The sequence below is a fragment of the Pseudoalteromonas sp. SW0106-04 genome (genome assembly GCF_001293805.1).
GTDB classification, from domain to species: Bacteria; Pseudomonadota; Gammaproteobacteria; order Enterobacterales; family Alteromonadaceae; genus Pseudoalteromonas; species Pseudoalteromonas ruthenica.
Genome location: NZ_BCAI01000003.1, coordinates 182,308 through 202,286, shown reverse-complemented (window position 1 = coordinate 202,286; position 19,979 = coordinate 182,308). Strand labels below are relative to the sequence as shown.

18 protein-coding genes and 1 tRNA gene are annotated in these 19,979 nt (G+C 42.8%); 17 read left to right on the top strand and 2 right to left on the bottom strand.

Annotated features, from left to right (window positions below):
* Positions 1 to 40 precede the first annotated feature (40 nt).
* Positions 41 to 1,003, top strand: coding sequence for an elongation factor P--(R)-beta-lysine ligase (gene epmA / locus W04_RS05580; RefSeq protein ID WP_053910128.1), 963 nt, complete (start codon positions 41 to 43; stop codon positions 1,001 to 1,003).
* 184 nt (positions 1,004 to 1,187) lie between these two features.
* On the opposite strand, the gene W04_RS05575 is transcribed toward epmA, so the two are convergent.
* Together W04_RS05575 and W04_RS05570 are read right to left on the bottom strand one after the other, a co-directional pair.
* The gene (locus W04_RS05575) at positions 1,188 to 1,634 is read right to left on the bottom strand and encodes a transposase (protein WP_053910127.1); all 447 of its coding nucleotides are present in this window, start codon (positions 1,632 to 1,634) and stop codon (positions 1,188 to 1,190) included.
* 609 nt (positions 1,635 to 2,243) lie between these two features.
* Positions 2,244 to 2,319: transfer RNA gene (locus W04_RS05570), tRNA-His, on the bottom strand.
* A gap of 316 nt (positions 2,320 to 2,635) precedes the next feature.
* Here W04_RS05570 and W04_RS05565 point away from each other — a divergent pair.
* The 16 genes from W04_RS05565 (at position 2,636) to W04_RS05490 (ending at position 19,909) form a co-directional block, all read left to right on the top strand.
* Positions 2,636 to 3,457 (top strand): mechanosensitive ion channel family protein, encoded by an 822-nt coding sequence (locus W04_RS05565; protein ID WP_022945993.1) that lies wholly within the window; start codon positions 2,636 to 2,638, stop codon positions 3,455 to 3,457.
* Between the two features lie 20 nt (positions 3,458 to 3,477).
* Positions 3,478 to 4,254: a YdiY family protein gene (locus tag W04_RS05560; RefSeq protein WP_022945994.1), complete on the top strand. Its 777-nt coding sequence runs from the start codon at positions 3,478 to 3,480 to the stop codon at positions 4,252 to 4,254.
* A gap of 117 nt (positions 4,255 to 4,371) precedes the next feature.
* Positions 4,372 to 7,083 (top strand): SLBB domain-containing protein, encoded by a 2,712-nt coding sequence (locus W04_RS05555; RefSeq protein ID WP_053910126.1) that lies wholly within the window; start codon positions 4,372 to 4,374, stop codon positions 7,081 to 7,083.
* 296 nt (positions 7,084 to 7,379) lie between these two features.
* On the top strand, positions 7,380 to 8,174 hold the full coding sequence (locus W04_RS05550) for a nitroreductase family protein (protein ID WP_231658038.1): 795 nt from the start codon (positions 7,380 to 7,382) through the stop codon (positions 8,172 to 8,174).
* Positions 8,175 to 8,273: 99 nt separating this feature from the next.
* The gene (gene gspG / locus W04_RS05545) at positions 8,274 to 8,669 is read left to right on the top strand and encodes a type II secretion system major pseudopilin GspG (RefSeq protein WP_053910124.1); all 396 of its coding nucleotides are present in this window, start codon (positions 8,274 to 8,276) and stop codon (positions 8,667 to 8,669) included.
* Complete coding sequence (locus tag W04_RS05540; protein ID WP_053910123.1) at positions 8,666 to 10,324, top strand: GspE/PulE family protein; 1,659 nt, start codon at positions 8,666 to 8,668, stop codon at positions 10,322 to 10,324. Before gspG ends, W04_RS05540 begins: the two co-directional genes overlap by 4 nt.
* Positions 10,324 to 11,523, top strand: coding sequence for a type II secretion system F family protein (locus W04_RS05535; RefSeq protein WP_053910122.1), 1,200 nt, complete (start codon positions 10,324 to 10,326; stop codon positions 11,521 to 11,523). Before W04_RS05540 ends, W04_RS05535 begins: the two co-directional genes overlap by 1 nt.
* Positions 11,510 to 11,914: a type II secretion system protein gene (locus W04_RS05530; RefSeq protein ID WP_053910121.1), complete on the top strand. Its 405-nt coding sequence runs from the start codon at positions 11,510 to 11,512 to the stop codon at positions 11,912 to 11,914. Before W04_RS05535 ends, W04_RS05530 begins: the two co-directional genes overlap by 14 nt.
* A complete protein-coding gene (locus W04_RS05525) occupies positions 11,904 to 12,311 on the top strand; it encodes a PilW family protein (protein ID WP_053910120.1) in 408 nt (135 codons plus the stop codon). Before W04_RS05530 ends, W04_RS05525 begins: the two co-directional genes overlap by 11 nt.
* On the top strand, positions 12,305 to 13,021 hold the full coding sequence (locus W04_RS05520; RefSeq protein WP_053910119.1) for a prepilin-type N-terminal cleavage/methylation domain-containing protein: 717 nt from the start codon (positions 12,305 to 12,307) through the stop codon (positions 13,019 to 13,021). The genes W04_RS05525 and W04_RS05520 overlap by 7 nt, the downstream gene beginning before the upstream one ends.
* Positions 13,021 to 13,917: a general secretion pathway protein GspK gene (locus tag W04_RS05515; protein WP_053910118.1), complete on the top strand. Its 897-nt coding sequence runs from the start codon at positions 13,021 to 13,023 to the stop codon at positions 13,915 to 13,917. Before W04_RS05520 ends, W04_RS05515 begins: the two co-directional genes overlap by 1 nt.
* A gap of 3 nt (positions 13,918 to 13,920) precedes the next feature.
* A complete protein-coding gene (locus tag W04_RS05510; protein WP_053910117.1) occupies positions 13,921 to 15,033 on the top strand; it encodes a hypothetical protein in 1,113 nt (370 codons plus the stop codon).
* On the top strand, positions 15,030 to 15,590 hold the full coding sequence (locus tag W04_RS05505; RefSeq protein ID WP_053910116.1) for a hypothetical protein: 561 nt from the start codon (positions 15,030 to 15,032) through the stop codon (positions 15,588 to 15,590). Before W04_RS05510 ends, W04_RS05505 begins: the two co-directional genes overlap by 4 nt.
* On the top strand, positions 15,587 to 16,063 hold the full coding sequence (locus W04_RS05500; RefSeq protein WP_053910115.1) for a hypothetical protein: 477 nt from the start codon (positions 15,587 to 15,589) through the stop codon (positions 16,061 to 16,063). The genes W04_RS05505 and W04_RS05500 overlap by 4 nt, the downstream gene beginning before the upstream one ends.
* Entirely contained in the window at positions 16,056 to 18,137 is a 2,082-nt protein-coding gene (locus W04_RS05495; RefSeq protein ID WP_082342148.1) for a secretin N-terminal domain-containing protein, read from the top strand. The genes W04_RS05500 and W04_RS05495 overlap by 8 nt, the downstream gene beginning before the upstream one ends.
* Before the next feature lie 329 nt (positions 18,138 to 18,466).
* Complete coding sequence (locus W04_RS05490; protein WP_053910113.1) at positions 18,467 to 19,909, top strand: hypothetical protein; 1,443 nt, start codon at positions 18,467 to 18,469, stop codon at positions 19,907 to 19,909.
* Positions 19,910 to 19,979: the final 70 nt, after the last annotated feature.

Here is a 19,979-nt window from a genome sequence, read left to right as displayed (position 1 = left end):
CGGGCAGCCGCGCTGGGATTTTTTATGGGAGATTTTTGTGATGTGGCAGCCCAGTGCCGATATTCATACTTTGCAGCAGCGCGCTAAGCTCATTCAGCAGATTAGGCAGTTCTTTTATCAACGTGATGTGATGGAGGTGGATACCCCGTCGCTAAGCAAGGCGTCGGTGAGTGATGAACACTTACATAGCTTTGCTACACGGTTTGTGGGCCAAGGCTATGCCGAGGGCTTGCCACTGTATTTACAAACCTCTCCCGAATATGCGATGAAGCGCCTTCTTGCAGCAGGCAGTGGGGCTATTTTCCAAATCTGTAAAGCCTTTCGTAACGAGGAAAATGGCCGTCATCATAACCCTGAGTTCACTATGCTTGAGTGGTATCGTCCAGGCTTTGATGAGTTTGACCTTATGGCTGAGATTGACGAATTGATGCAACAGCTACTGGATTGTGAAAAAGCCCAATATATAAGCTATCAGCAGGTGTTTATACAGGTGCTGGGTGTGGATCCGCTAACGGCAAGTTTGCGTGAATTAAAGCAGCTTGCAAGCACTCATGGCTTTGCTGATATCGCCGCAAATGAAGAAGATGCTGACACTTTATTACAGCTGCTATTTTGCATGCTGATAGAGCCAACGATTGGCCAGCAACAGCCGTGTTTTGTGTATCACTTTCCGGCCTCGCAAGCGGCACTAGCGCGTCTTCATGAGCAAGACCCACGCGTTGCCGGGCGTTTTGAGCTGTATTACCAAGGGCAAGAGCTCGCTAATGGCTTTAATGAGCTGACCGACGCCAGTGAACAGCGCCAGCGCTTTGCCAATGACAACAACAAACGTATTGCTAAAGGCCTTGAGCCCGTAGCCTTGGATGAAAACTTGTTAGCAGCATTGGATGCTGGCCTACCACAATGTGCTGGGGTCGCCCTCGGAGTGGATCGTCTCGTGATGATTGCCTGTGGCAAAAAGCATATTCGCGAAGTGCTTAGTTTCGACATTGAACGCGCCTAACCTCAAATTGTTGTAGGCAAGGCTTCAGCCTTGCAGAACAGATTTAGTGTAGGTAAGGCTTTTAGCCTTACAAAACAAGTTTCTCGTAGGCAAGGCTTCAGCCTTGCAAAGCGCATGACTGGGCTAAAGCCCAACCTACAGATTTAGGATAGGTGTATTGTAGGCAAGGCTTTAGCCTTGCCACCTATAAATAAACCGAATTCCAGTACGGGTATAATCGCACACTAGAGACAATTCCTTTTCGCAATGGGTTGGCAACGATGTACCTGGCTATATGAATGCGCTGCTCATCCTCACGCAAAGCGTGATCATAAAACCCGCTTTGCCAAACTTTACCGCGACGCTGTAATTGACGATTAACCATGGCTGCGGTGCAACCTTTTAGGTGCCGTATACAAGCGCTAAGATCGCTATGGTGCAGCAACACAAGCCCATGAAAGTGGTCTGGCATTAAGACCCAGGTTAACCATTGGCAGCCGCAAGCCTGCTCATTCGTTGTAATCGTGGTGCAAAATAGCTGTGCTAGTTTCGCAGAGGCAAAAAATGGTATGCGTTTGTAACAACAAAAAGTAATAAAATACTCACGGTGAATTTGCGAATAACGTCCTTTTAATAAATCACTATAAGGCATATTCAGCTCCTTTGAATATGGTGGACATTTAATTATAGCTCGAGAGTTACAAGGTTGCCTGTGTTGGGGTGAAGGTGCTATTGGGCTAAAGCCCAACCTACAAGTTCAGGGTCGGTGTGTTGTAGGCAAGGCTCTAGCCTTGCAAAACGCGTGATTGGGCTAAAGCCCAACCTACAAGTTCAGGGTCGGTGTGTTGTAGGCAAGGCTCTAGCCTTGCAAAACGCGTGATTGGGCTAAAGCCCAACCTACAAGTTCAGGGTCGGTGTGTTGTAGGCATGGCTTCTGCTTTGCAAAACGCGTGATTGGGCTTAAGCCCAACCTACAGGTTCAGGGTAGGTTTGTTGTCGGCAAGGCTTCAGCCGTGCAAAGCACGGGATTGGGCTAAAGCCCAACCTACAGGTTCAGGCAGATGTGTTGTAGGCAAGGCTTCGGCCTTGCACAGCACGAGATTGGGCTAAAGCCCAACCTACAGGTTCCGCCAGATGTGTTGTAGGCAAGGCTTTAGCCTTGCAAAGCAAGCTATTAGGCATAATATTGGCGTAATACGGAATAAAAACGGGCTGATAGCTGTTTGATTTAAATAAGGAATAAAAATAAGAAAGAAAAGAATGGGGCGACTGATGGGACTTGAACCCACGACAACCGGAATCACAATCCAGGGCTCTACCAACTGAGCTACAGCCGCCACAAAGGGGATACATCACCTCGTGATGTGTGGCGCGCATAATACATAGTTTCCGCCACCTTGTGAAGTGTAAATTTAAGATAATTATTCGTTCGCTGCAAATTTGTTCAGTGAACACAATGAAAGCCGCTTAACCACGGAGTATTACAGCACGGAAAGCATATGCTAAGCTTATTGTTGCTTGAGTTGCACTAATGTTCAGTTGGCGTTTAGGTTCGGCTTGAGAAAATAATAGATTAGGTACTTTACGGCGCATAGGTACAAAGCATAAAGTTGTAAGGTGTCATGGGCTATCAGCATATAATTAGGAGCGCTAATGGAAGCAATAACAAACTGGCTGTCGGAAAATTCCGGACTGCTCACTCACTACGCCATTCAATTTGTTTTGGCACTGATTGTCTTTTTGGTCGGTATGCGCCTTGCTAAGTGGTGTAGCAAGCTGACTGAAAAAGGTTTTGCCAAGCGTAAAGTAGACAAAGCGGTTGGCTCATTCTGTGGCAACATCATTTATGCCTTGGTGTTCATCGCCACTATTTTAATGGCGTTATCACAAGTAGGTGTTGAGACCACTTCCTTTATTGCTATTCTAGGTGCGGCGGGCTTGGCCGTAGGTCTGGCATTGCAAGGGTCGCTTTCTAATTTTGCTTCGGGTGTGCTGATCATTATTTTGCGTCCATTTAAATCAGGTGACTACATCGAAGCAGGCGGTAAAGCAGGAAGCGTTCGTAAAATTGAAATCTTCTCTACTGAGCTCAACACACCAGATAATAAAATTATCGTGATGCCTAATTCATCAATTATGTCTGGCGCCATCGTAAACTACTCACGTGAGAAAACGCGTCGTATCGACTTGGTTATTGGCGTGAGCTACGATGCCGACCTTAAAAAGACCAAAGAAGTTTTAAAATCAGTGCTTGATGCTGAATCAAGGCTGTTAAAAGAGCCAGCATACACGGTGGCCGTGAACGAACTGGCTGATTCAAGTGTGAACTTTGTGGTTCGCCCTTGGGTAAACACCGTTGACTATTGGCCAACGTATTTTGATTTGATGGAAAACATCAAAATTGCATTAGATGACAACGACATCGGTATTCCATATCCACAAATGGATGTGCATTTACATAAAACCAGCGAATAAACTAGGGGAACCGCGCTGACATGAAATTGAAGTATTTATCTGTTCTCGTTGCTGCAGGCGTAGCAACGAGCGCTGTGGCTAGCGAAAAAAAGACTTGGGAAGCCAACGCTGAGCTAGGTGCCATTATCACCAGTGGTAATACCGAAACAACTACATTCAAGGGCGCTTTAAACGTAAAGCACAACCTTGAAAACTGGAATAACGAGTACAAGCTCGACGGCATCTATAAAGAAGACGAAGTCGAGAAAGACAACGGTACTAAAGTAACTGAGCGCACTAACGAAAAGTATTTTGCATCGGCGCAGGGTAACTACAAGCTCAACGAGGAAAACGCGCACTTATTCGTGTACGGCTCCTATTTAAGTGACTACTTTGGCGCTTACCGCCAAGAAGCGGTGGTCTCTGGCGGTTACGGTTTGCGTTTGCTCGATACCGACACCATGGTGCTCAATGCGGAAATTGGTCCGGGTTATAAGTATTTCCAATACCCAGACGATAGCACCGAAGTAGGCGATGACGGTGAGTTACTGGCTGACGAGTGGGAAGGGGAAGTGATCGCCCTAGCAAAGGCTGATTACACTTGGCAAATCTCCGAGGGTGCCAAATTTACTCAGCTAGTTGCGATGGAATACGGTAGTACCAACACTAAAACTCGCTCTGAAACAGCGCTATTAACTAAAATTAATGGCTCTTTGCAAATGAAAGTGGGCTTTAACGTCACTCATAACTCCGATGTTGCGGATGACAAAGAAAACACTGACACCGAAACCGCGTTAACCTTGGTGTATAACTTTTAACAAATCAAGTAACGCGAGATAACAACGGAAGACCACCATCTTCCGTTTTTTTTCGCTCAAAATTCCGGTAATATGCCGCGGTTGTCTTCTATTTTTCTATTCTCGGGAAGGGATGTTGTGAAGTTCTTAAAACTTTTACTAGTAACACTTATATTAGCATCGTCGTCGTCATCGCTTGCGCAAACAGCGCAGCCCACTCAGGCGCAGATGGAACAATTCAAAAAGTTACCTAAAGCGCAACAAGAGGCGCTGGCAAAGAAGTACGGTGTTGACCTGAAAGCTTTGCAAAGCCAAAGTGGTGAAGAGGAAGGTAATAGCGAAGAGTTTCCGAGTGTATTTCCTCGAACGGATGAAGACAAAGATAAGAAAAACCGTTTCGGTGAAGAAGACGAAGAACTGACCGAAGAGGAAAAGTTCAAACCAAAAGAAGATGAATTGGAGCCATTTGGTTACGAACTTTTTGCTGGTGAACCCACCTCCTTTATGCCTTCAGAGAATGCATTAGTTCCAGACACTTACCTTGTTGGCCCAGGTGATACGTTTAATATTTCTTTTTACGGAAAAGAAAGCACTAACGAAGAAGTCACCGTCGACAGAGAGGGCCGCCTTACTATTCCTAAGCTTGCGCCTATTAGCGTGGCTGGTATGCAGTTTGTCGAAGTAAAAGAATTAGTAAAAACTAAAGTTGAGCAAGAAATCATTGGCGCGCAAGCGTTTGTGTCTATGGGGCGTTTACGCAGTATGCGTGTACTCGTGCTAGGCGAGGCACATAAGCCGGGTGCTTACACGGTGCCTTCATTGGCTTCTATTACTCACGCACTGTTTGTCAGTGGTGGAGTCACTGAAATTGGTTCTCTTCGTAACATTCAGCTAAAACGAGCAGGGAAAAAAGTGACCACGTTAGATCTATACGATTTACTGGTCAGTGGCGACAGTTCGAATGACGCCATATTAAAGCCCGGTGATGTTGTATTTATTCCTCCTGTGGGAAAACAGGTTGCTGTTAGTGGACAGGTTCGCCGCCCTGCTATTTTTGAACTGAAAGATGGGGAAACAGCACGAGACCTCATAACTATGGCTGGTGGTTTGAAGGCTGATGCATTCCCTAAAAAAACCTTAGTAGAACGTTTTAAAGGCAACAGCTTTAAAACGGTTATTCAATTAGATTTAAGTGAATCTACAAATGATTATCAGCCAAAAGATGGCGATAAAATTAAGGTTCCTGAATCAAGTAATGAACTAGAAAATGCCGTTACGCTCATGGGGGCCGTAACTTACCCTGGCAACTATGCATGGAAAAAAGGCGACAAAGTTACCCGTTTAATTGGTTCTTTGAAATCAGATCTGCTGCCTATTGCTGATTACGAATACGGATTAATCGTACGTGAGAAAAATATCAAAGGTGACATTGCCATCCATCAATTCTCACCTGCAAAAGCGCTTGAATCAGATCAGCGCCACAATCTTGAACTTCAGCCTCGAGATGTAATCGTTATCTTTAGCCGCTATCAAACCAAAGAGGATGAAAAACGCGTACTTTCATCCATGGCTTTGACTAAAGAGCAGCTTGAATTACAAGATAAGATGGAGTTATGGCAAGAGTATGAGAATAAGCAGTTTTATGATTTCATCGGTTTAGGTAACACGCTTGACAAAGAGCTTGCAGCGGCGGTTGCAAAGCAAGAAGAAGACAAAATAGATAGCCTAACCGCACTACTTCAAGGGCAGCAAAAAGAGATCCCAGAAGAAGATTACTCGGTATTTAGTCGAGAGCTGCTGTTGCGACCTATTATTTTAAAACTGAATCAACAGGCTTCTTACAATGACCAAGTAGCCATGTTTGGCATCAATGGAGAAGTACACTTCCCTGGGGTGTATCCTCTGCCTGTAAATGCAACTATGAAAACAGCCATTGCGGCTGCGGGTGGGTTAAAAGAGTCTGCGTATCTACAGCGTGCAGAGATCACGCGATTTGTAAAAGGTGAGCAAGCCACGGTTGAACATGTTGATGTGAGTTTGTATGCAGCGCTCAATGGCGAAGAAACTTATCAAATTAACAGTAAAGATTCAGTTAATATTTTTCCAACACCTAACTGGCAAGATGACATCAGTGTACGCTTAGTTGGTGAAGTTAAATTTCCGGGCGTATATACCATTAAGCGCGGCGAAACCCTGAATGATGTGTTAGGTCGTGCTGGTGGTTTTACCGAGCACGCATTTCCCGAAGGTGCTATCTTCACCCGTGAGGCAATCCGCCTTCAAGAGCAACAACAATTACGTAAGCTCTCAGAAGACTTACGCCGAGAAATGGCCTCACGTAGCTTCCAGAGCTCAGTCACTGACACATCGTTAAGTTATTCAGATATGGATAATTTATTGAAAGATTTGTCTGATGTTGATGCCCTTGGCCGCTTAGTTATTGATTTGCAGGCTATTGCAGATAACCGCTCCACCTTAGAAATGCGTGATAAAGATACCTTGTATATTCCAAGTGAGCGCAACACAGTGAGTGTGATTGGTGAAGTAAATGTTTCAACTTCTCACCTTTATCAGCCTGATGTGAGCGTAGAAGATTACATTAAGCGTAGCGGTGGTTTAAAACAGCGTGCAGATGACGAGAGAATTTATATCATCAAAGCGAACGGCGCAGTAGAGGTTCCGGAGCAAAGTAGCTGGTTCGCTGCTAATCGTTCTACTCAGTTAGAGCCAGGTGATACTATTGTTGTGCCTCTTAACGCCGAATACATAGATACACTCACGTTGTGGAGCACTGCGACACAGATCTTGTATCAAGTAGGTGTAGCCGTAGCAGCAATTGGTGCGCTGTAATATTGGACGAGGCAATCACAATATGTGGTTGCCTCTTTGAGGTTTAAAATATGGCTAGTCGCTTAAAAAACCTTATAAAGCGAATTATTAACGCGGTGCAAAGCTGCGTTATACCCCTTTGTGCTAAGTCCGCCACGCTTTCAGCACTTTACTATTTTATCTTCAATCGTGGCTTTCAGTATGAGCAACAGGCAGTTTTAAAAGGGCAACTTCTATATCATCAACAAAAAGGTATTTTGGGCCGCTCTAGCCCACTTTTGAGAAGAAACATTCACCGCCTTGAGAAAGGGCTAGTAATGCGCCCCCGCAAACCCGTGTTTGCACTTGATTACTTAGCGCAAACTGTGGATGCGTATATTCTCGCACTACAGACAGCAGAAATGGATGAGTCGGAAATGCAGTGGGCCGAAGCCATTCTAAAGGAGTACTTTAGCGCTACAGATTCAAACCACCCAGCTATCGCTACGCAGAAAAAGCGCTTTGAGCAAGGTTTTACCGTTTCTAAAGCTTGTTTAGAAAAAGTGCCCTATCAAAGTGAGCAGCGTAAAGCGCACAGTGTGAAGTACGAAGAACTATTGGCATTAACACAGTCTCGACGCTCTACCCGATGGTTTGAGCAAACTAAGGTCGATAGAGTTCTCGTCAAGCAAGCTATGACTGTCGCTCTGCAGGCACCAAGCGCCTGTAATCGTCAACCGTTTGAGTTTTATGTTATTGAAAACGAGTCATTAAAGCGTAAAGTTGCACAACTGCCGGGTGGAACTGCTGGTTTCGCAGATAATATAGCTAATTTGATAGCTGTAGTAGGTGATCTTTCTTATTATCCTCTTGAGCGTGACAGACACGTTATTTACATAGATTCTGCCTTGGCAAGTATGCAATTTATGTTAGCTCTTGAAACTCTTGGGCTTGCGTCTTGTCCTATCAATTGGCCTGAATTACACAAACAGGATAAAAAGGTGTCGGCTTTACTTGGATTGCCGCAACATAAACGAGTCGTTATGTTTATTGCCTTTGGCTATGCACAGGCTAGCGGCATGATTCCCTACTCAGATAAAAAGTCAGCAGAGCATGTGATTACTTACTTGTGATGTTAATAAAAATGAGTAATAAGCAACGCACTTGTCCTATATCGACACAAAATTGGTCGCTTGATATACTGCAGCGATAATGTTTTTACGGAGTTTGTTATGAGAAAACAAAAGGGTTTCAGCTTAATGGAGCTGATGATTGTATTAATTATTTTGGGCCTTTTGGGTTCTTTGGTTGCGCCAAAACTTTTCTCAAAAGTAGGCTCGTCAAAACAAAAAACAGCTGTAGCTCAAATGCAGATGTTTGAAGCTGCGATAGATACCTATCGCTTAGATGTCGGGCGTGTGCCAAAAAGCTTAGAAGAGTTACGAGACAGCAGTGAAAGAGGGTGGGATGGCCCTTATTTACCCAAAGCTATTCCAAAAGATCCTTGGGGCAATGAGTATGTTTATAAAGTACCGGGTGAGAACGGTCGACCTTATGGTATTTTGAGTTATGGCTTAGATGGCGAGCCAGGCGGTAATGATGAAAATGAGGATATAATTCATCAATGAGCAATTTAGCTGAAATTCTTGAGCGCGACTTCAATATTCTTCCTTCTGACATAGAAAAAGCCAAGTCATATCAACAAAAGTATGAAGGGCGCTTGGAACAGATCCTCGTCAATATGGGTTGCCTCACTGACGACGAATTAAGCAAGGTGTATAGTTCGTTGCTGGGTTTTTACCTCTTCGACCCGAGTCAGTATGAAAACTGGGAAATCCCCGATGTTGAAATAGATGTTCAGCTACACCTAAAAGAAAAGAATGCCGTATTGTTAGCTGTTATAGAAGAGAGCTGGGTTTTAGCATGTAAGGACCCCTTAGATATATCTTTGTCTCAGTTATTAGAGCATTACAACGTAGACTTCGATATATATATAGCAACAGAGGTCCAGTTACAGCCCTTTTTCTATGAGTTACAAAGTCATATAGAGACTCAACCTCAGCAAGACGAACTAAGTGGTGACGAAGAGGCGCGCCTAAGAGAGCTTGCATCTGAAGCTCCGACGGTAAACTTACTGAATTCTTTAATTACTAAAGCCCTTACTCGTAACGCATCAGATATGCATCTTGAGCCTCATAAGGGATACTTCAGAGTCCGATTTAGAATAGACGGGGTGCTTCATGAGGTAGATAGTTTAGCTCCAAAAATGCAGTTGCCAATTACAACACGGCTTAAAATTCTTTCAGGAATGGATATAGCTGAAAAGCGCCGCCCCCAAGATGGTAAAATAGAAGTTCGTATTGCGAATCAAGAGCTAGATATTAGGGTATCAGCACTGCCGTTAAATGAGGGGGAGAGTATCGTATTGCGCTTTCTAAGAAAGGATTCAATCCGATATGATATGTCGGTTCTAGGGCTATCCGAAGATACTCAAAGCTTAGTTTTGGAAGACCTAGCCAAAACGACAGGAGTTATGCTGCTTACAGGTCCCACAGGCTCTGGTAAGACAACTACGCTATATACTTTTTTGAACGAGCTAAACTCTGAAGATGTTAAAATAATTACCTTAGAAGACCCTGTTGAGTACCAACTTGAAGGAGTCAACCAAGTGCAGGTGAAATCAGACATTGGTTTTGATTTTGCTGCTGGACTTCGATCTATAGTTCGTCAGGACCCTGATATAATCATGGTAGGGGAAATACGGGATGCTGAAACCGCCCGGATTGCCCTACAGTCAGCTCTGACAGGGCACCTAGTATTTAGCACTGTCCATACTAATGATGCGGCGAGCGCTTATACTAGACTTTTGGATCTTGGCGTTGAAGAGTTCCTTTTAAACGCTGCTTTATTATCGGTAGTTGCACAGCGATTGGCTAGGCGTCTTTGTCCTCATTGTTCAGTACCTGATGAAAACGCCCCTAAACTTCTAGATAAGTACCCTATACAAAAGGTCGCGAGTAACGCAGGTATAACGACATTGGATATCAGGAAGGCAGTTGGTTGCGAGCACTGCAATGGCACAGGCTATAAAGGAAGAATCGCGATAAATGAATACTTACGTTGTGATGAAACCATTAAATCGTACTCAAAGAATGAACAGTTCATTCAAAAAGCTCAGCAGCACAATGCGAGTTTAGCGCGTAGAAACCTTCTTGAGGATGGCTTCTTTAAGGTTATATCGGGTGTTACTACGGTTGATGAAGTCTTGCGGGTAGCTGGTTAATGGAATTTGAATATAAAGCCGTAGATAAGCAAGGGTCTAGGTATGAAGGTGTCATTACTTCTTCTACCAAGGTTGAGGCCCAGCAGAAGCTAATGAACGACGGTTTGAGGCCATTAGTACTAAAGGAAATTAAAGATAGTGTTAATTTTGGGCGAATATTTGGTTCTAAAGTAAAGCTGGAACAGCTAGAGTTTTTTACGAGCGAGTTAGCACTCTTGTTAGAGAGTGGAGTAAAAGTTGACAAGGGGATCGATATCATAAGAGATGCTAATATCAGCCCCGCTCTAAGTCGTTTGTTAAATCAGATATCATCCTCTCTTAAAAAAGGTGAATCACTCAGTGATGCCTTTTCAAAGCACCAAGAGCTTTTCGGTCCGCTATACATTAGCTTACTCAAAATAGGCGAGAAATCGGGAAATTTGCCGGATGTTCTTAACAGGTTATCAGAGGACTTAAAATTTCAACGCGATCTTAGAGGGCAGATATCTCAAGCTTTGACCTACCCTGCTGTTATATTCTTCGTATGTATAATGGCTGTCTATTTCGTTTTGACTTTTATTGTACCTAAAATGTCAGGTATCTTCTCGGATCTCAGTGAGGCACCTTGGTACACTCAGATGATTATAAGGGTTAGTGATTTTTTCGTAGATTATCAGTTGCTTATAGTCGGTTCAGTTGTAACTGGAATAGGATTGCTAGCATATAATTTACAGAGGCCCGATTTTAAGAATTGGATATATGTCAAAGCTTCCCGTGTACCAGGTGTAGGTAATATAATAATTACAGCAGAGAGAATTCGATTTGCACAATCGATGGCAATGATGCTGAAGGCAGGATTGCAGCTGGATACAGCTTTAGAGCTTACCGGTGACTCTTTGAAGCATAGTGAGCTAAAACGAGATGCTAATCAGGCACTGAAACAGTTAAAGTCTGGAAAGCAGCTTAGTCAGGTTCTAGCAAAAACACGGATATTTCCCGATATATTTCTCTCCATTATCAAAGTTGGAGAGGAAACAGGCAGGTTACCAAAAGTTTTTTCCGAAGTTTCGACTAGAAGTAAAACGGAACTGGAACACGTTATTAAACGTCTTACAACGATGCTTGAACCTCTCATGTTGATCTTTATGGGCGGCTTCGTGGGTGGCATTGTCATTACCATGTTAATGAGTATGGTGTCGGTTAACGATGTCCCGTTTTAACTATCAGGGCTTCTCATTAATTGAGTTGATGGTCGTTATGGCTATCATGGCATCTCTTATGACTTTGACTGGTGGCCTAGTTTTGAAAACTGTTGATCAACAGCAAAGAGTTGTAGAGCTAGAGAAAGTGCAGCAGTTGTTTCAGCGTCTATCTTATAGTGCTTATTACAGTGGATACGATATTAGGGTAATGTTGGATGGTCATATCATTTCAATTGAATCTGAATTGACTGAAGAAGAAATAATAGAGCTTGAGCAATTAACGTTCGAACCCCAAGAGTTTCTTGTCAGCACGAGAGCGACGATTTTGCCAGAGGCGTTCAAGACACAATGGCATGGTGAAATAAAAGAATTCAAAATTAAGCAGATGTATAACAGCTATGCACAATGAAAAAGGCTTTACGCTAATAGAAGTGTTGGTAGCTTCTGTAATTCTTTTTGCATCTTTAGCTCTGATTTCAGATTTATTTAGGGGGTCAATGCTTACAGCTGATAAAGCTGCAAATAATGCTGACTTCTATCAGACCCACCCTGCGGCTATTTCTGCTATCAAGACGTCTTTACGCGATAAATTCGATCGTCGTGACGCGAAACCGCTATCTGGTGAGGTATATATATTTGGAATTATCTATAAGTGGCAAGCCGAACCCATCAAGTATGAGTCAAGACAGCGCTTTTTTGATGATCCTGAAAATTTGCCAGCGAGGTTTGCTATTTATAGAGTTCAAGTCATAGCCTCAAAAAATTCAAAAGAGCAACACTTCTCTTTTGAGGTGTCAGCATGGTGAGTAACAGACAAAGTGGTTTTACTCTTATAGAGTTAATGCTGGCCTCTTCATTGTTGATGCTAGTAATGTTTTCAGGTTACTACGCCTATAGTTTATATACCGATAAGTGGAGCAAGCGGACCGACTATTTTTGGGGGAGGACTCAAAAGGGGTTGGCGTTTGAGTCAATTACTCGTGTTATTGAATCTGCTTACCCATATGTAGTTATAGATGATAAAGGTCGGCCTTCTCAATACTTCTCTGGAGATCAAGACCGGGTTATTTTTGTTAGCCGCTCACCAATCTTCACTCACAAAACAGCAGTCGTTGAGTTTAGGATTATTGATCATAATGGAAAAAAAGCGTTGCTCTATAATGAGTCTGCTTTTGCTAACGATTTTTTATTAAGGCAGTCTGACCTAATAGAATGGCAACACCAAGTGTTGCTTGTTGAAGAGTTGCGAAATATCAAATTCCGATACTTTGGCTGGAAAAGTTATAAAGCAGTATCTCAGAATATTTCTGAAAAGGAAATGACGGACGATGAGCTTAAGAACTACATAGCCCCGTCATATTATTCAAAGCATGTAATGGAGCAGATTCGAGTGCTTCCTAAGAAGTTGAATATCAGCTTTCAAACGGGTGAAAATGATAGAACGAATTTAGATATAGCTTTGCCAGCCAATGCATACTTCACCTTAGTTGACTACCTAGAGAAAGGGTTGCAGTAATGGTGGTGATATTTCAAGAAAGAGGCATCGCTTTAGTACAAGTCTTGATCATATCATTCGTTCTTGCTGCTTTGGGGTTGTTCATATTGCAGACTACTCGTAGCCAGGTACAAGTCGCCAGTTCAATTCAACAGTCTTTTGAATTGCGGTTGGAGTTGGAAAAGGCAGAAGCGCAGTTACTACATTCATTACTGACTTTACCTAGTCGGCAGAATAAAAGCAGCAGTAATGAATTAGTGAAAAACTGGAATTTCTACGGCAAGCCATTCAAGTTTTCGCAGCATACAACGGTAACTATCCAAGATTTAAATGCCTTAATCAGTATCAACTCTACGAATATTAATATGCTCGAACGTTTGTTTGCACAACTCGGAGTTGATGGGCATACTGTGCAAACTTTTAGTGACTCTTTGGTCGATTGGAAAGATAACGATAGCCAAAAATCCCTCAATGGCGCTGAATCCTCTTATTATCAAGAGCTTGGGTTACGAGGGCCGAGAAATGGTTATCTTCAGTCTATGGAAGAAGTTCGGTTTATAAAAGGTGCTGAAAATATCCCAACTAAAGTATGGGAGAAATACTTCACTGTGATGCCAACGACGAGTTTCAATCCCCTTCGAGCTCCTAAAGCTGTACTTGGAGCGCTCGTTGGACAAGGGGAAAAGCTCAATAGATTAGTTGAACTACGCAAGGATAACAGACTTACAAACACGGACTTTTACCAAATTACCGGTATAGATGGTGACGAATTTATTAGTTTTATTCCCGGGGAAACTATGAGAGTAAATATAGAAGTTGCAAATAATGGTCAGCGAGTTAGTAAGTCGTTTATTGTCGTTGTTAGAAAAGTATCTGCAATTAGGCCGGTATCAATAACTGATGTGGTATGGAACTAAATAATGAAAATCAATCGGCTATTTGAAAGCAATTGGTTCAACTCTTGGTTTAAGTCAAAGTGCTTTTACTTCTCCGGATGTTTCTACAAGTTTGTAGAAAGTGGTTTAGAAAAGTCTCAAAACGCTCCCGTTGAACTTTGCACAGTCATAGTCTCGCGCCGGTTTTATAGTGAAGAGTGGCAAACTTACCCAGCCGTCAGCCTCAAAGAGTTAAAAGAAATTCTCAAGCTTCAAGCTGAAGCCTTTGATGTAAAGCCTATATATACATTTGTGGAGAATGAGCAACAAGACGGATTCGACGTTCGTTGTATTCAGTTTAATCCTGAAGTTTCTCAGCTTGTACCGGGCCAAGCTGTTATAGTAGCTGAAACTATAGTTTTGGAATGGTTGGCAAAAGAACGCGCGATATATGAGCTTGATACACCTGCAGGAGTGCTTTTTTTCTCGAACTCCTTAGGCATTAATCGAAGTGCCTTCAAGCAAGGAATGATGAAGAGCTCAAGTTACTTTAAATACAGTGTTGGCTTACCAGAGGATACTCCAGTACTAGAGTTGGGGGAATCTGACTATGCTCGAGCGTTGTGGGAAGCACTGGGAAATATTCCATTGCATAGTGTGCCAAAGCTGGTTTCCTTTGACGTTAAAACATTGTTAGATTGGAGAGCCATACACGCCTTATACATTGCTCCCTTACTCACTGCCTGTGTCTTCACTGGTATCATGCACGGGTTTTATTCGGTCAAAGAGTTTCAACTTGATGAAAAGCTATCCTCTTATGGTGCAGATGTTGAGAAAGTTCTAGATCAGAAACAGGCACAAGAAAAGAAAGAGAGATTTGTAACAGTCACTAAGTCTGAGCTTGAGTCCCTAAGGCCTATTCATTCAGATTGGCAATTGGCGTATGAGGCGATTAAAAGTGGCATGGAGATACAGCAGTTTCGCATGAATGCAAATGAGCTTGTCATGCGTGGTTTTGCTGATGAAGCCTCCGGTGTTTTGGAAGCTATGAACAATTTAGATAGTGTTGAAAGTGTAGTGTTTGATGGTCCTGTTCGTAAGTCCGGCCGACGTGATTATTTCATCATGAATATTACTTTGAGTAGGTCTTCATCATGAAGGAACTATTGAAATATAAGCATTACCTGCTGGTCATTGCTGCGTTAGTGATCGCTAAGTTTATTTTGACTCCATTGTGGGAAGACGTTTTAGTAAGACAGAATGAGTTGCTATTAAAGGAACGGAAGGTTTTAAAAACCGAGCAGTTAATGTCTGCTCGAGATTCACTTGATAAATACCAAGGACAGTTGGATATAGCAGCCTTTAAAATACATCCATATCTTTTTTCAGTGCAAAGTGATGCTGAATTTAAATTGCAGGCTCAAGGTAAAATAGAGGGACTGCTAAAAGAGCATGATTGTAATGTTGAAAGTATTGGTTGGGAAGGCAAAACGAATATTGAAGATATATTGGCTCGTTGGCAGTTACAAGTTCGTTTTAAGGGGAACCCTGAATGTGCGCTAAATGTAACAAGGAAGTTAGAGGAAATGGAGCCCTTAGTAAGAGTTTCACAGTATTCTTTCGCTGGTAGAGAGGTTTCAGGGGACCGTTCTAATAAAATGGTGATTATGCTTTCCTTAGAAATGTGGCAAAATGTTAGTGAGGTAAGGCTGTGAGGTGGTTAGCATTACTATTGTCGGTCTACACTTTTTACTACTTATTTAGCTCGATTTCAGGTTATGAAACAGCCAACTCAGATTCTGCTGACCAGCTGCCAGAGGTAAAACAAATCGAGTTACCCAAGCCCGCACCAGAACTAGAAGCTGAAGAACAGTGGCTTGCGTACACAAAAGAGCCGAAAAAGGCTGACAAAACGAACCCTAAAGCTAAAGACCCTAAAAAGAAAGAGCCGGGATATCCTGTACTTTCTGTTGATGGAATTAATTATAAACTGTTAGGAATTTTCCAAGATGCATCTTCTCCCTTCATTGTTTTGAAAGGCCCCAAACCTAAGCCTATTAAGCTAGGGGTAGGGGAAAAACTAAAACCAGGAGTTTATTTAAAGAATGTTTCCTCGCGGGAAATACTTCTGAGTCGTGGAAATCAGACAATTACTTTTAACCTATTTGAACGCAGTGACAATGGCTAGAAACAACTACAATTTAACCGCACTAATAGCACTTACACTCGCTACATCTGGGTGCGCGTCTTTAATAAATCCTGGAGTAGAGGTTGAAGGACAACAAGTTCGCCTAGATAAGTCTTACCTTGAGGATAACTCTCAGCAACAATCAACTGGGCCTGATCCTGATGTAGAGGAAAAGAAATCTAATGCAGGTGTCACACGTCTTCAATCAATTTCGGACAATCAAAAAAGGTTAACGCTAGAACTTGATCTGTCCAAAAGGTTTGGAAACGAAAAAAAGTTTCAAGCTTCCGTAAACGCAATGCCTCTGAATGATTTCTTGCATTACACTTTTGGTGAGCTTCTTAATGCATCATACCTTATTGAGCCTAGTGTCAAAGCAAACAAGCGTCCCGTGACGCTTGAACTGAAAGAGAAAGTGTCAGCACAGCGCTTATTTAGACTTGTTACCCAAGTACTAAATCAAAACAATGTTACGGTGAGCTTGAACAATGATATTTTTTACATTCATCCCAAGAACGAAAAGACCAAAACGGATAAAGCGTTTGGTTTTGGTCGTTCTGAGCGTGATATACCAAGAGTATCGGGTGAAATAATTCAACTCGTTCCAGTGCAATATAATATGACTTCTGGAATGCGTAACATAGTCGGTAACTTAGTCGATGCAGCCGTCTTTTTTGATGCATCACAGAAATTACTCACGATTACGGGGCAGCGTGAGCAAGTCAAACGTGCATTATCACTTGTGCGCTTGTTAGATAGTCCTGCCATTTATAATAAGTCAACGGCTCTTATTGGTTTTGATTATATCTCTTCAGAGACTTTCACAGAGAAAATAACAGGAATTCTTGAGGAAGAAGGTATATCTGTCGCTACCAGTTCTTCAAAAGCAAGCAGCAGTGTTCGTTTCATTTCTCTAGAGCATCTAGGGCAGGTTGTAGTCTTTGCGTCAAACGACGAGATAATTGATCGTGTTGAGTTTTGGCGAGACCAACTTGACAAGCCTGCATCTGGAGCTGAACAAAGCTTTTATATTTATCATCCTAGGTACGCAAGAGCTTCTGATTTAGGGGAAAGCTTAGCGCCCTTAATTGGAGGGGAATTCTCTAGCTCTTCGAAAAAGAAAAAGGGTGTTAGCAATAGTACGACTGCAAGTACGAATAATGCAAACCAGAGTAACTCCACGGGTAACAACAAGTCAGTTCAGACCATAGAAGGGGATAACATGCGCTTGGTTGTTGACGAGCGTGCGAATTCATTAATCTTTTATTCTACCGGGCAATATTATCAAGAGTTACAGCCGATAATTCGTCAGCTCGATATCATGCCAAAGCAGGTGATGATGGAAGTAGTGATTGCCGAGGTGAAGCTTACTGGTAGTTTTGCGAAAGGAGTTCAGTACGCCATTGAAAGTGGTCAAGCTGAATCCAGTAGAAATGAAATCTTTTCGTTTAATCAAGATGACGGTTTTAACTACTCGATAGTTGGTCTACCAGGCTCATTAAGCGTTAGTTTAAATCAAACTGATGGGCTAGTTAATGTCCTCTCTAGACCGACTTTATTGGTTCGAGATGGAGTGTCAGCGAGCATCAGCGTTGGTGATGATATTCCCACAGTTGGCAGCACAACTATTGATCCACTGAGTGGTGACCGGCAAACGACGGAGATTAATTATCGAAAAACAGGCGTGGACTTAAAAGTCACCCCAACTATCAATGCCCAAGGCACGGTCATTATGACGATTGAGCAGAACATTTCTAATGTGAACGCAGACAGTAGCGGAGCTGGAAACAACCCTGCAATATTTGAACGCACCTTAAATACTGAAGTTGTTGCGGGAAATGGGCAAACGGTAATGTTGGGAGGGTTAATCAGCGAGAACCGCTCAAACGGCTCAACCTCAATCCCTGGATTCGGTGACATTCCTTTATTGGGACATTTATTCAGGTCCGATACAAGCAGTACTGACAAAACAGAGCTCGTAGTACTTGTTACCCCGAAGATTGTTAAAAACTTAGATGATTGGCAGCGAGTGAAAGAAAGCTTTACTAAAGGGTTGGAAAATATCCAATTTTAACTTGATTGTACGGCTAAGAGGCGATACCGTTATCCATCTGTGAACGTCAAGGTATTGTAATAATAGTGTGTTACATTAACCTTGCTGCTTTTGCAGTTAATTAGAAAAAGCAATCATGTCAATGCTAATCCTTTATGCTGGTTACAATTTTCCTGTCGTAAAAGATTGTTTAAAAAACGTAAAACAACTATGATCTAGCTTGACATATGTTAGGCTTAGCCTTAAATTTGCAGTGTTTCGGCAAAACTCCAGCCGATAAAAAGAAGTAAATCTTGGTATGTTGATTCATTACAATGTGCCAGTTTCATGAAACTAGGAGAATGGAAATAATGAAACTATTCAAAAAAGCGCTAGTAGCTACAGCGATTATGGGTGCGTGTGGCGCTCAAGCTGCAACTATCTCTAGCACACCTTTCAAGCTATCTGCTGAAGGTGCTGAGCTAGGTGTTAGCCCAGTAGCAAAAACTGTATCTTTCGACGTTGTAGTAGACAAAGAACACCCTTCTGCGTCAACTATCACTCTATCTTTCGATAAGAACGTTGACCTAACTGCTGACCTTGACTGTGCAGGCGCAGTAACTCAGTCAGTAGGTGGCGGTGCTGCATACTGTGGCGATATCGGCTTCAACTACGGTACTGGTAGCTTTACTTTCGACAACGTTGTTGTGACTGACGGTGACCGTACTAAAGGCGAAACTGATTCAATCAGCTTCCAAGTAAACCTAGGTAACCCGCTAACAGCGAACTCAGCGTTCCGTGTTATTTTAGGTGACCACTCAGCTGAAACAGGTGCAACTCCGTCTACTGGCGTGAGCGAAGAAGCTGTTTTAGTATTTGGTGAGTCAAAAATCGGTTACTCTTCAGCGAAAGCTGACAAAACACCAATTGAAACTGGTGAAGGCGTGATCGCAACTGAAGTTTCTCAGTTCGATTTTGACGTAACTACTCCTCTTGACGGTATCATCGAGCGTGTAGAGCAGGATCAGTGGGTTTACACTGGCTCAACTGGTGGTCTGACTGTAGATCAGCTTGCTTACAGCATCTCTAACGATGAAACTCTTGGCCTTGCGCTAACTGACGTATCAGCGACAGTTACTTTTGCTGGTAACTTCACTGACGTAGATCTATTCAGCTCAGTAACTACAAGCGTAACTAGCGCGTCTATCGTTCTTGCTGACGAAGAAATCGACGTAAACTACGCAAGTGGTGCACTAGAAGATAACGTTAACCCAACTTACGGTACAACTGCATCTGCACTAACCAAAGAAATCATCGATTTCGTTAATGGTTCAGCTATCATCCCAGCGACTGGCGATGTAACTGCAACTGCAACTGTAACTGGCTTCAGCAATACAGGTGTTAACCTGCCTACTGGTGGCTACGTATTCAAAAATAACGTAGACGCTGGTGAGTGGATGCTAGATGCAACTATCATCAACGTACCTTACTTCCCTGTGAACTACCCAGAAACTGATTCTTCAGTTCACATCGCGAACGAAGGTTCTTCAGATGCTGACGTTATCGTTACTGCTATCGATAACAACGGTGTAGAGCACGGTCCTCTAGACCTTGGCTTCGATGCTCCTGCTCACACTGTAACTAAAGTGTCTAAGCAGCACATCATTGACCTATTCGGTCTAGGTACTGCGCCTACTAAGCTTAGCGTAACCTTTAACATCGATGCTGATGAGCGCAACGTTTCTGCGTACTCATTCACACAAAATGGTAAAGGCCGTTCTGAGGTTTCAAACTCTCAGCTTAAAGGCAAGTAATAGAACACTTTAATGTGTACTAATAAAGCCCGGCCTATGCCGGGCTTTTTGTTATGTGAAAAAGAGGTGA

Coding starts and splice junctions, on each gene's coding strand:
- W04_RS05540 (WP_053910123.1), top strand. CDS start 8,666: ATGAGCAATTTAGCTGAAATTCTTGAGCGCGACTTCAATATTCTTCCT.
- W04_RS05535 (WP_053910122.1), top strand. CDS start 10,324: ATGGAATTTGAATATAAAGCCGTAGATAAGCAAGGGTCTAGGTATGAA.
- gspG (WP_053910124.1), top strand. CDS start 8,274: ATGAGAAAACAAAAGGGTTTCAGCTTAATGGAGCTGATGATTGTATTA.
- W04_RS05565 (WP_022945993.1), top strand. CDS start 2,636: ATGGAAGCAATAACAAACTGGCTGTCGGAAAATTCCGGACTGCTCACT.
- W04_RS05530 (WP_053910121.1), top strand. CDS start 11,510: ATGTCCCGTTTTAACTATCAGGGCTTCTCATTAATTGAGTTGATGGTC.
- epmA (WP_053910128.1), top strand. CDS start 41: ATGTGGCAGCCCAGTGCCGATATTCATACTTTGCAGCAGCGCGCTAAG.
- W04_RS05515 (WP_053910118.1), top strand. CDS start 13,021: ATGGTGGTGATATTTCAAGAAAGAGGCATCGCTTTAGTACAAGTCTTG.
- W04_RS05505 (WP_053910116.1), top strand. CDS start 15,030: ATGAAGGAACTATTGAAATATAAGCATTACCTGCTGGTCATTGCTGCG.
- W04_RS05520 (WP_053910119.1), top strand. CDS start 12,305: ATGGTGAGTAACAGACAAAGTGGTTTTACTCTTATAGAGTTAATGCTG.
- W04_RS05550 (WP_231658038.1), top strand. CDS start 7,380: ATGCGCCCCCGCAAACCCGTGTTTGCACTTGATTACTTAGCGCAAACT.
- W04_RS05560 (WP_022945994.1), top strand. CDS start 3,478: ATGAAATTGAAGTATTTATCTGTTCTCGTTGCTGCAGGCGTAGCAACG.
- W04_RS05510 (WP_053910117.1), top strand. CDS start 13,921: ATGAAAATCAATCGGCTATTTGAAAGCAATTGGTTCAACTCTTGGTTT.
- W04_RS05575 (WP_053910127.1), bottom strand. CDS start 1,634: ATGCCTTATAGTGATTTATTAAAAGGACGTTATTCGCAAATTCACCGT.
- W04_RS05495 (WP_082342148.1), top strand. CDS start 16,056: ATGGCTAGAAACAACTACAATTTAACCGCACTAATAGCACTTACACTC.
- W04_RS05525 (WP_053910120.1), top strand. CDS start 11,904: ATGCACAATGAAAAAGGCTTTACGCTAATAGAAGTGTTGGTAGCTTCT.
- W04_RS05490 (WP_053910113.1), top strand. CDS start 18,467: ATGAAACTATTCAAAAAAGCGCTAGTAGCTACAGCGATTATGGGTGCG.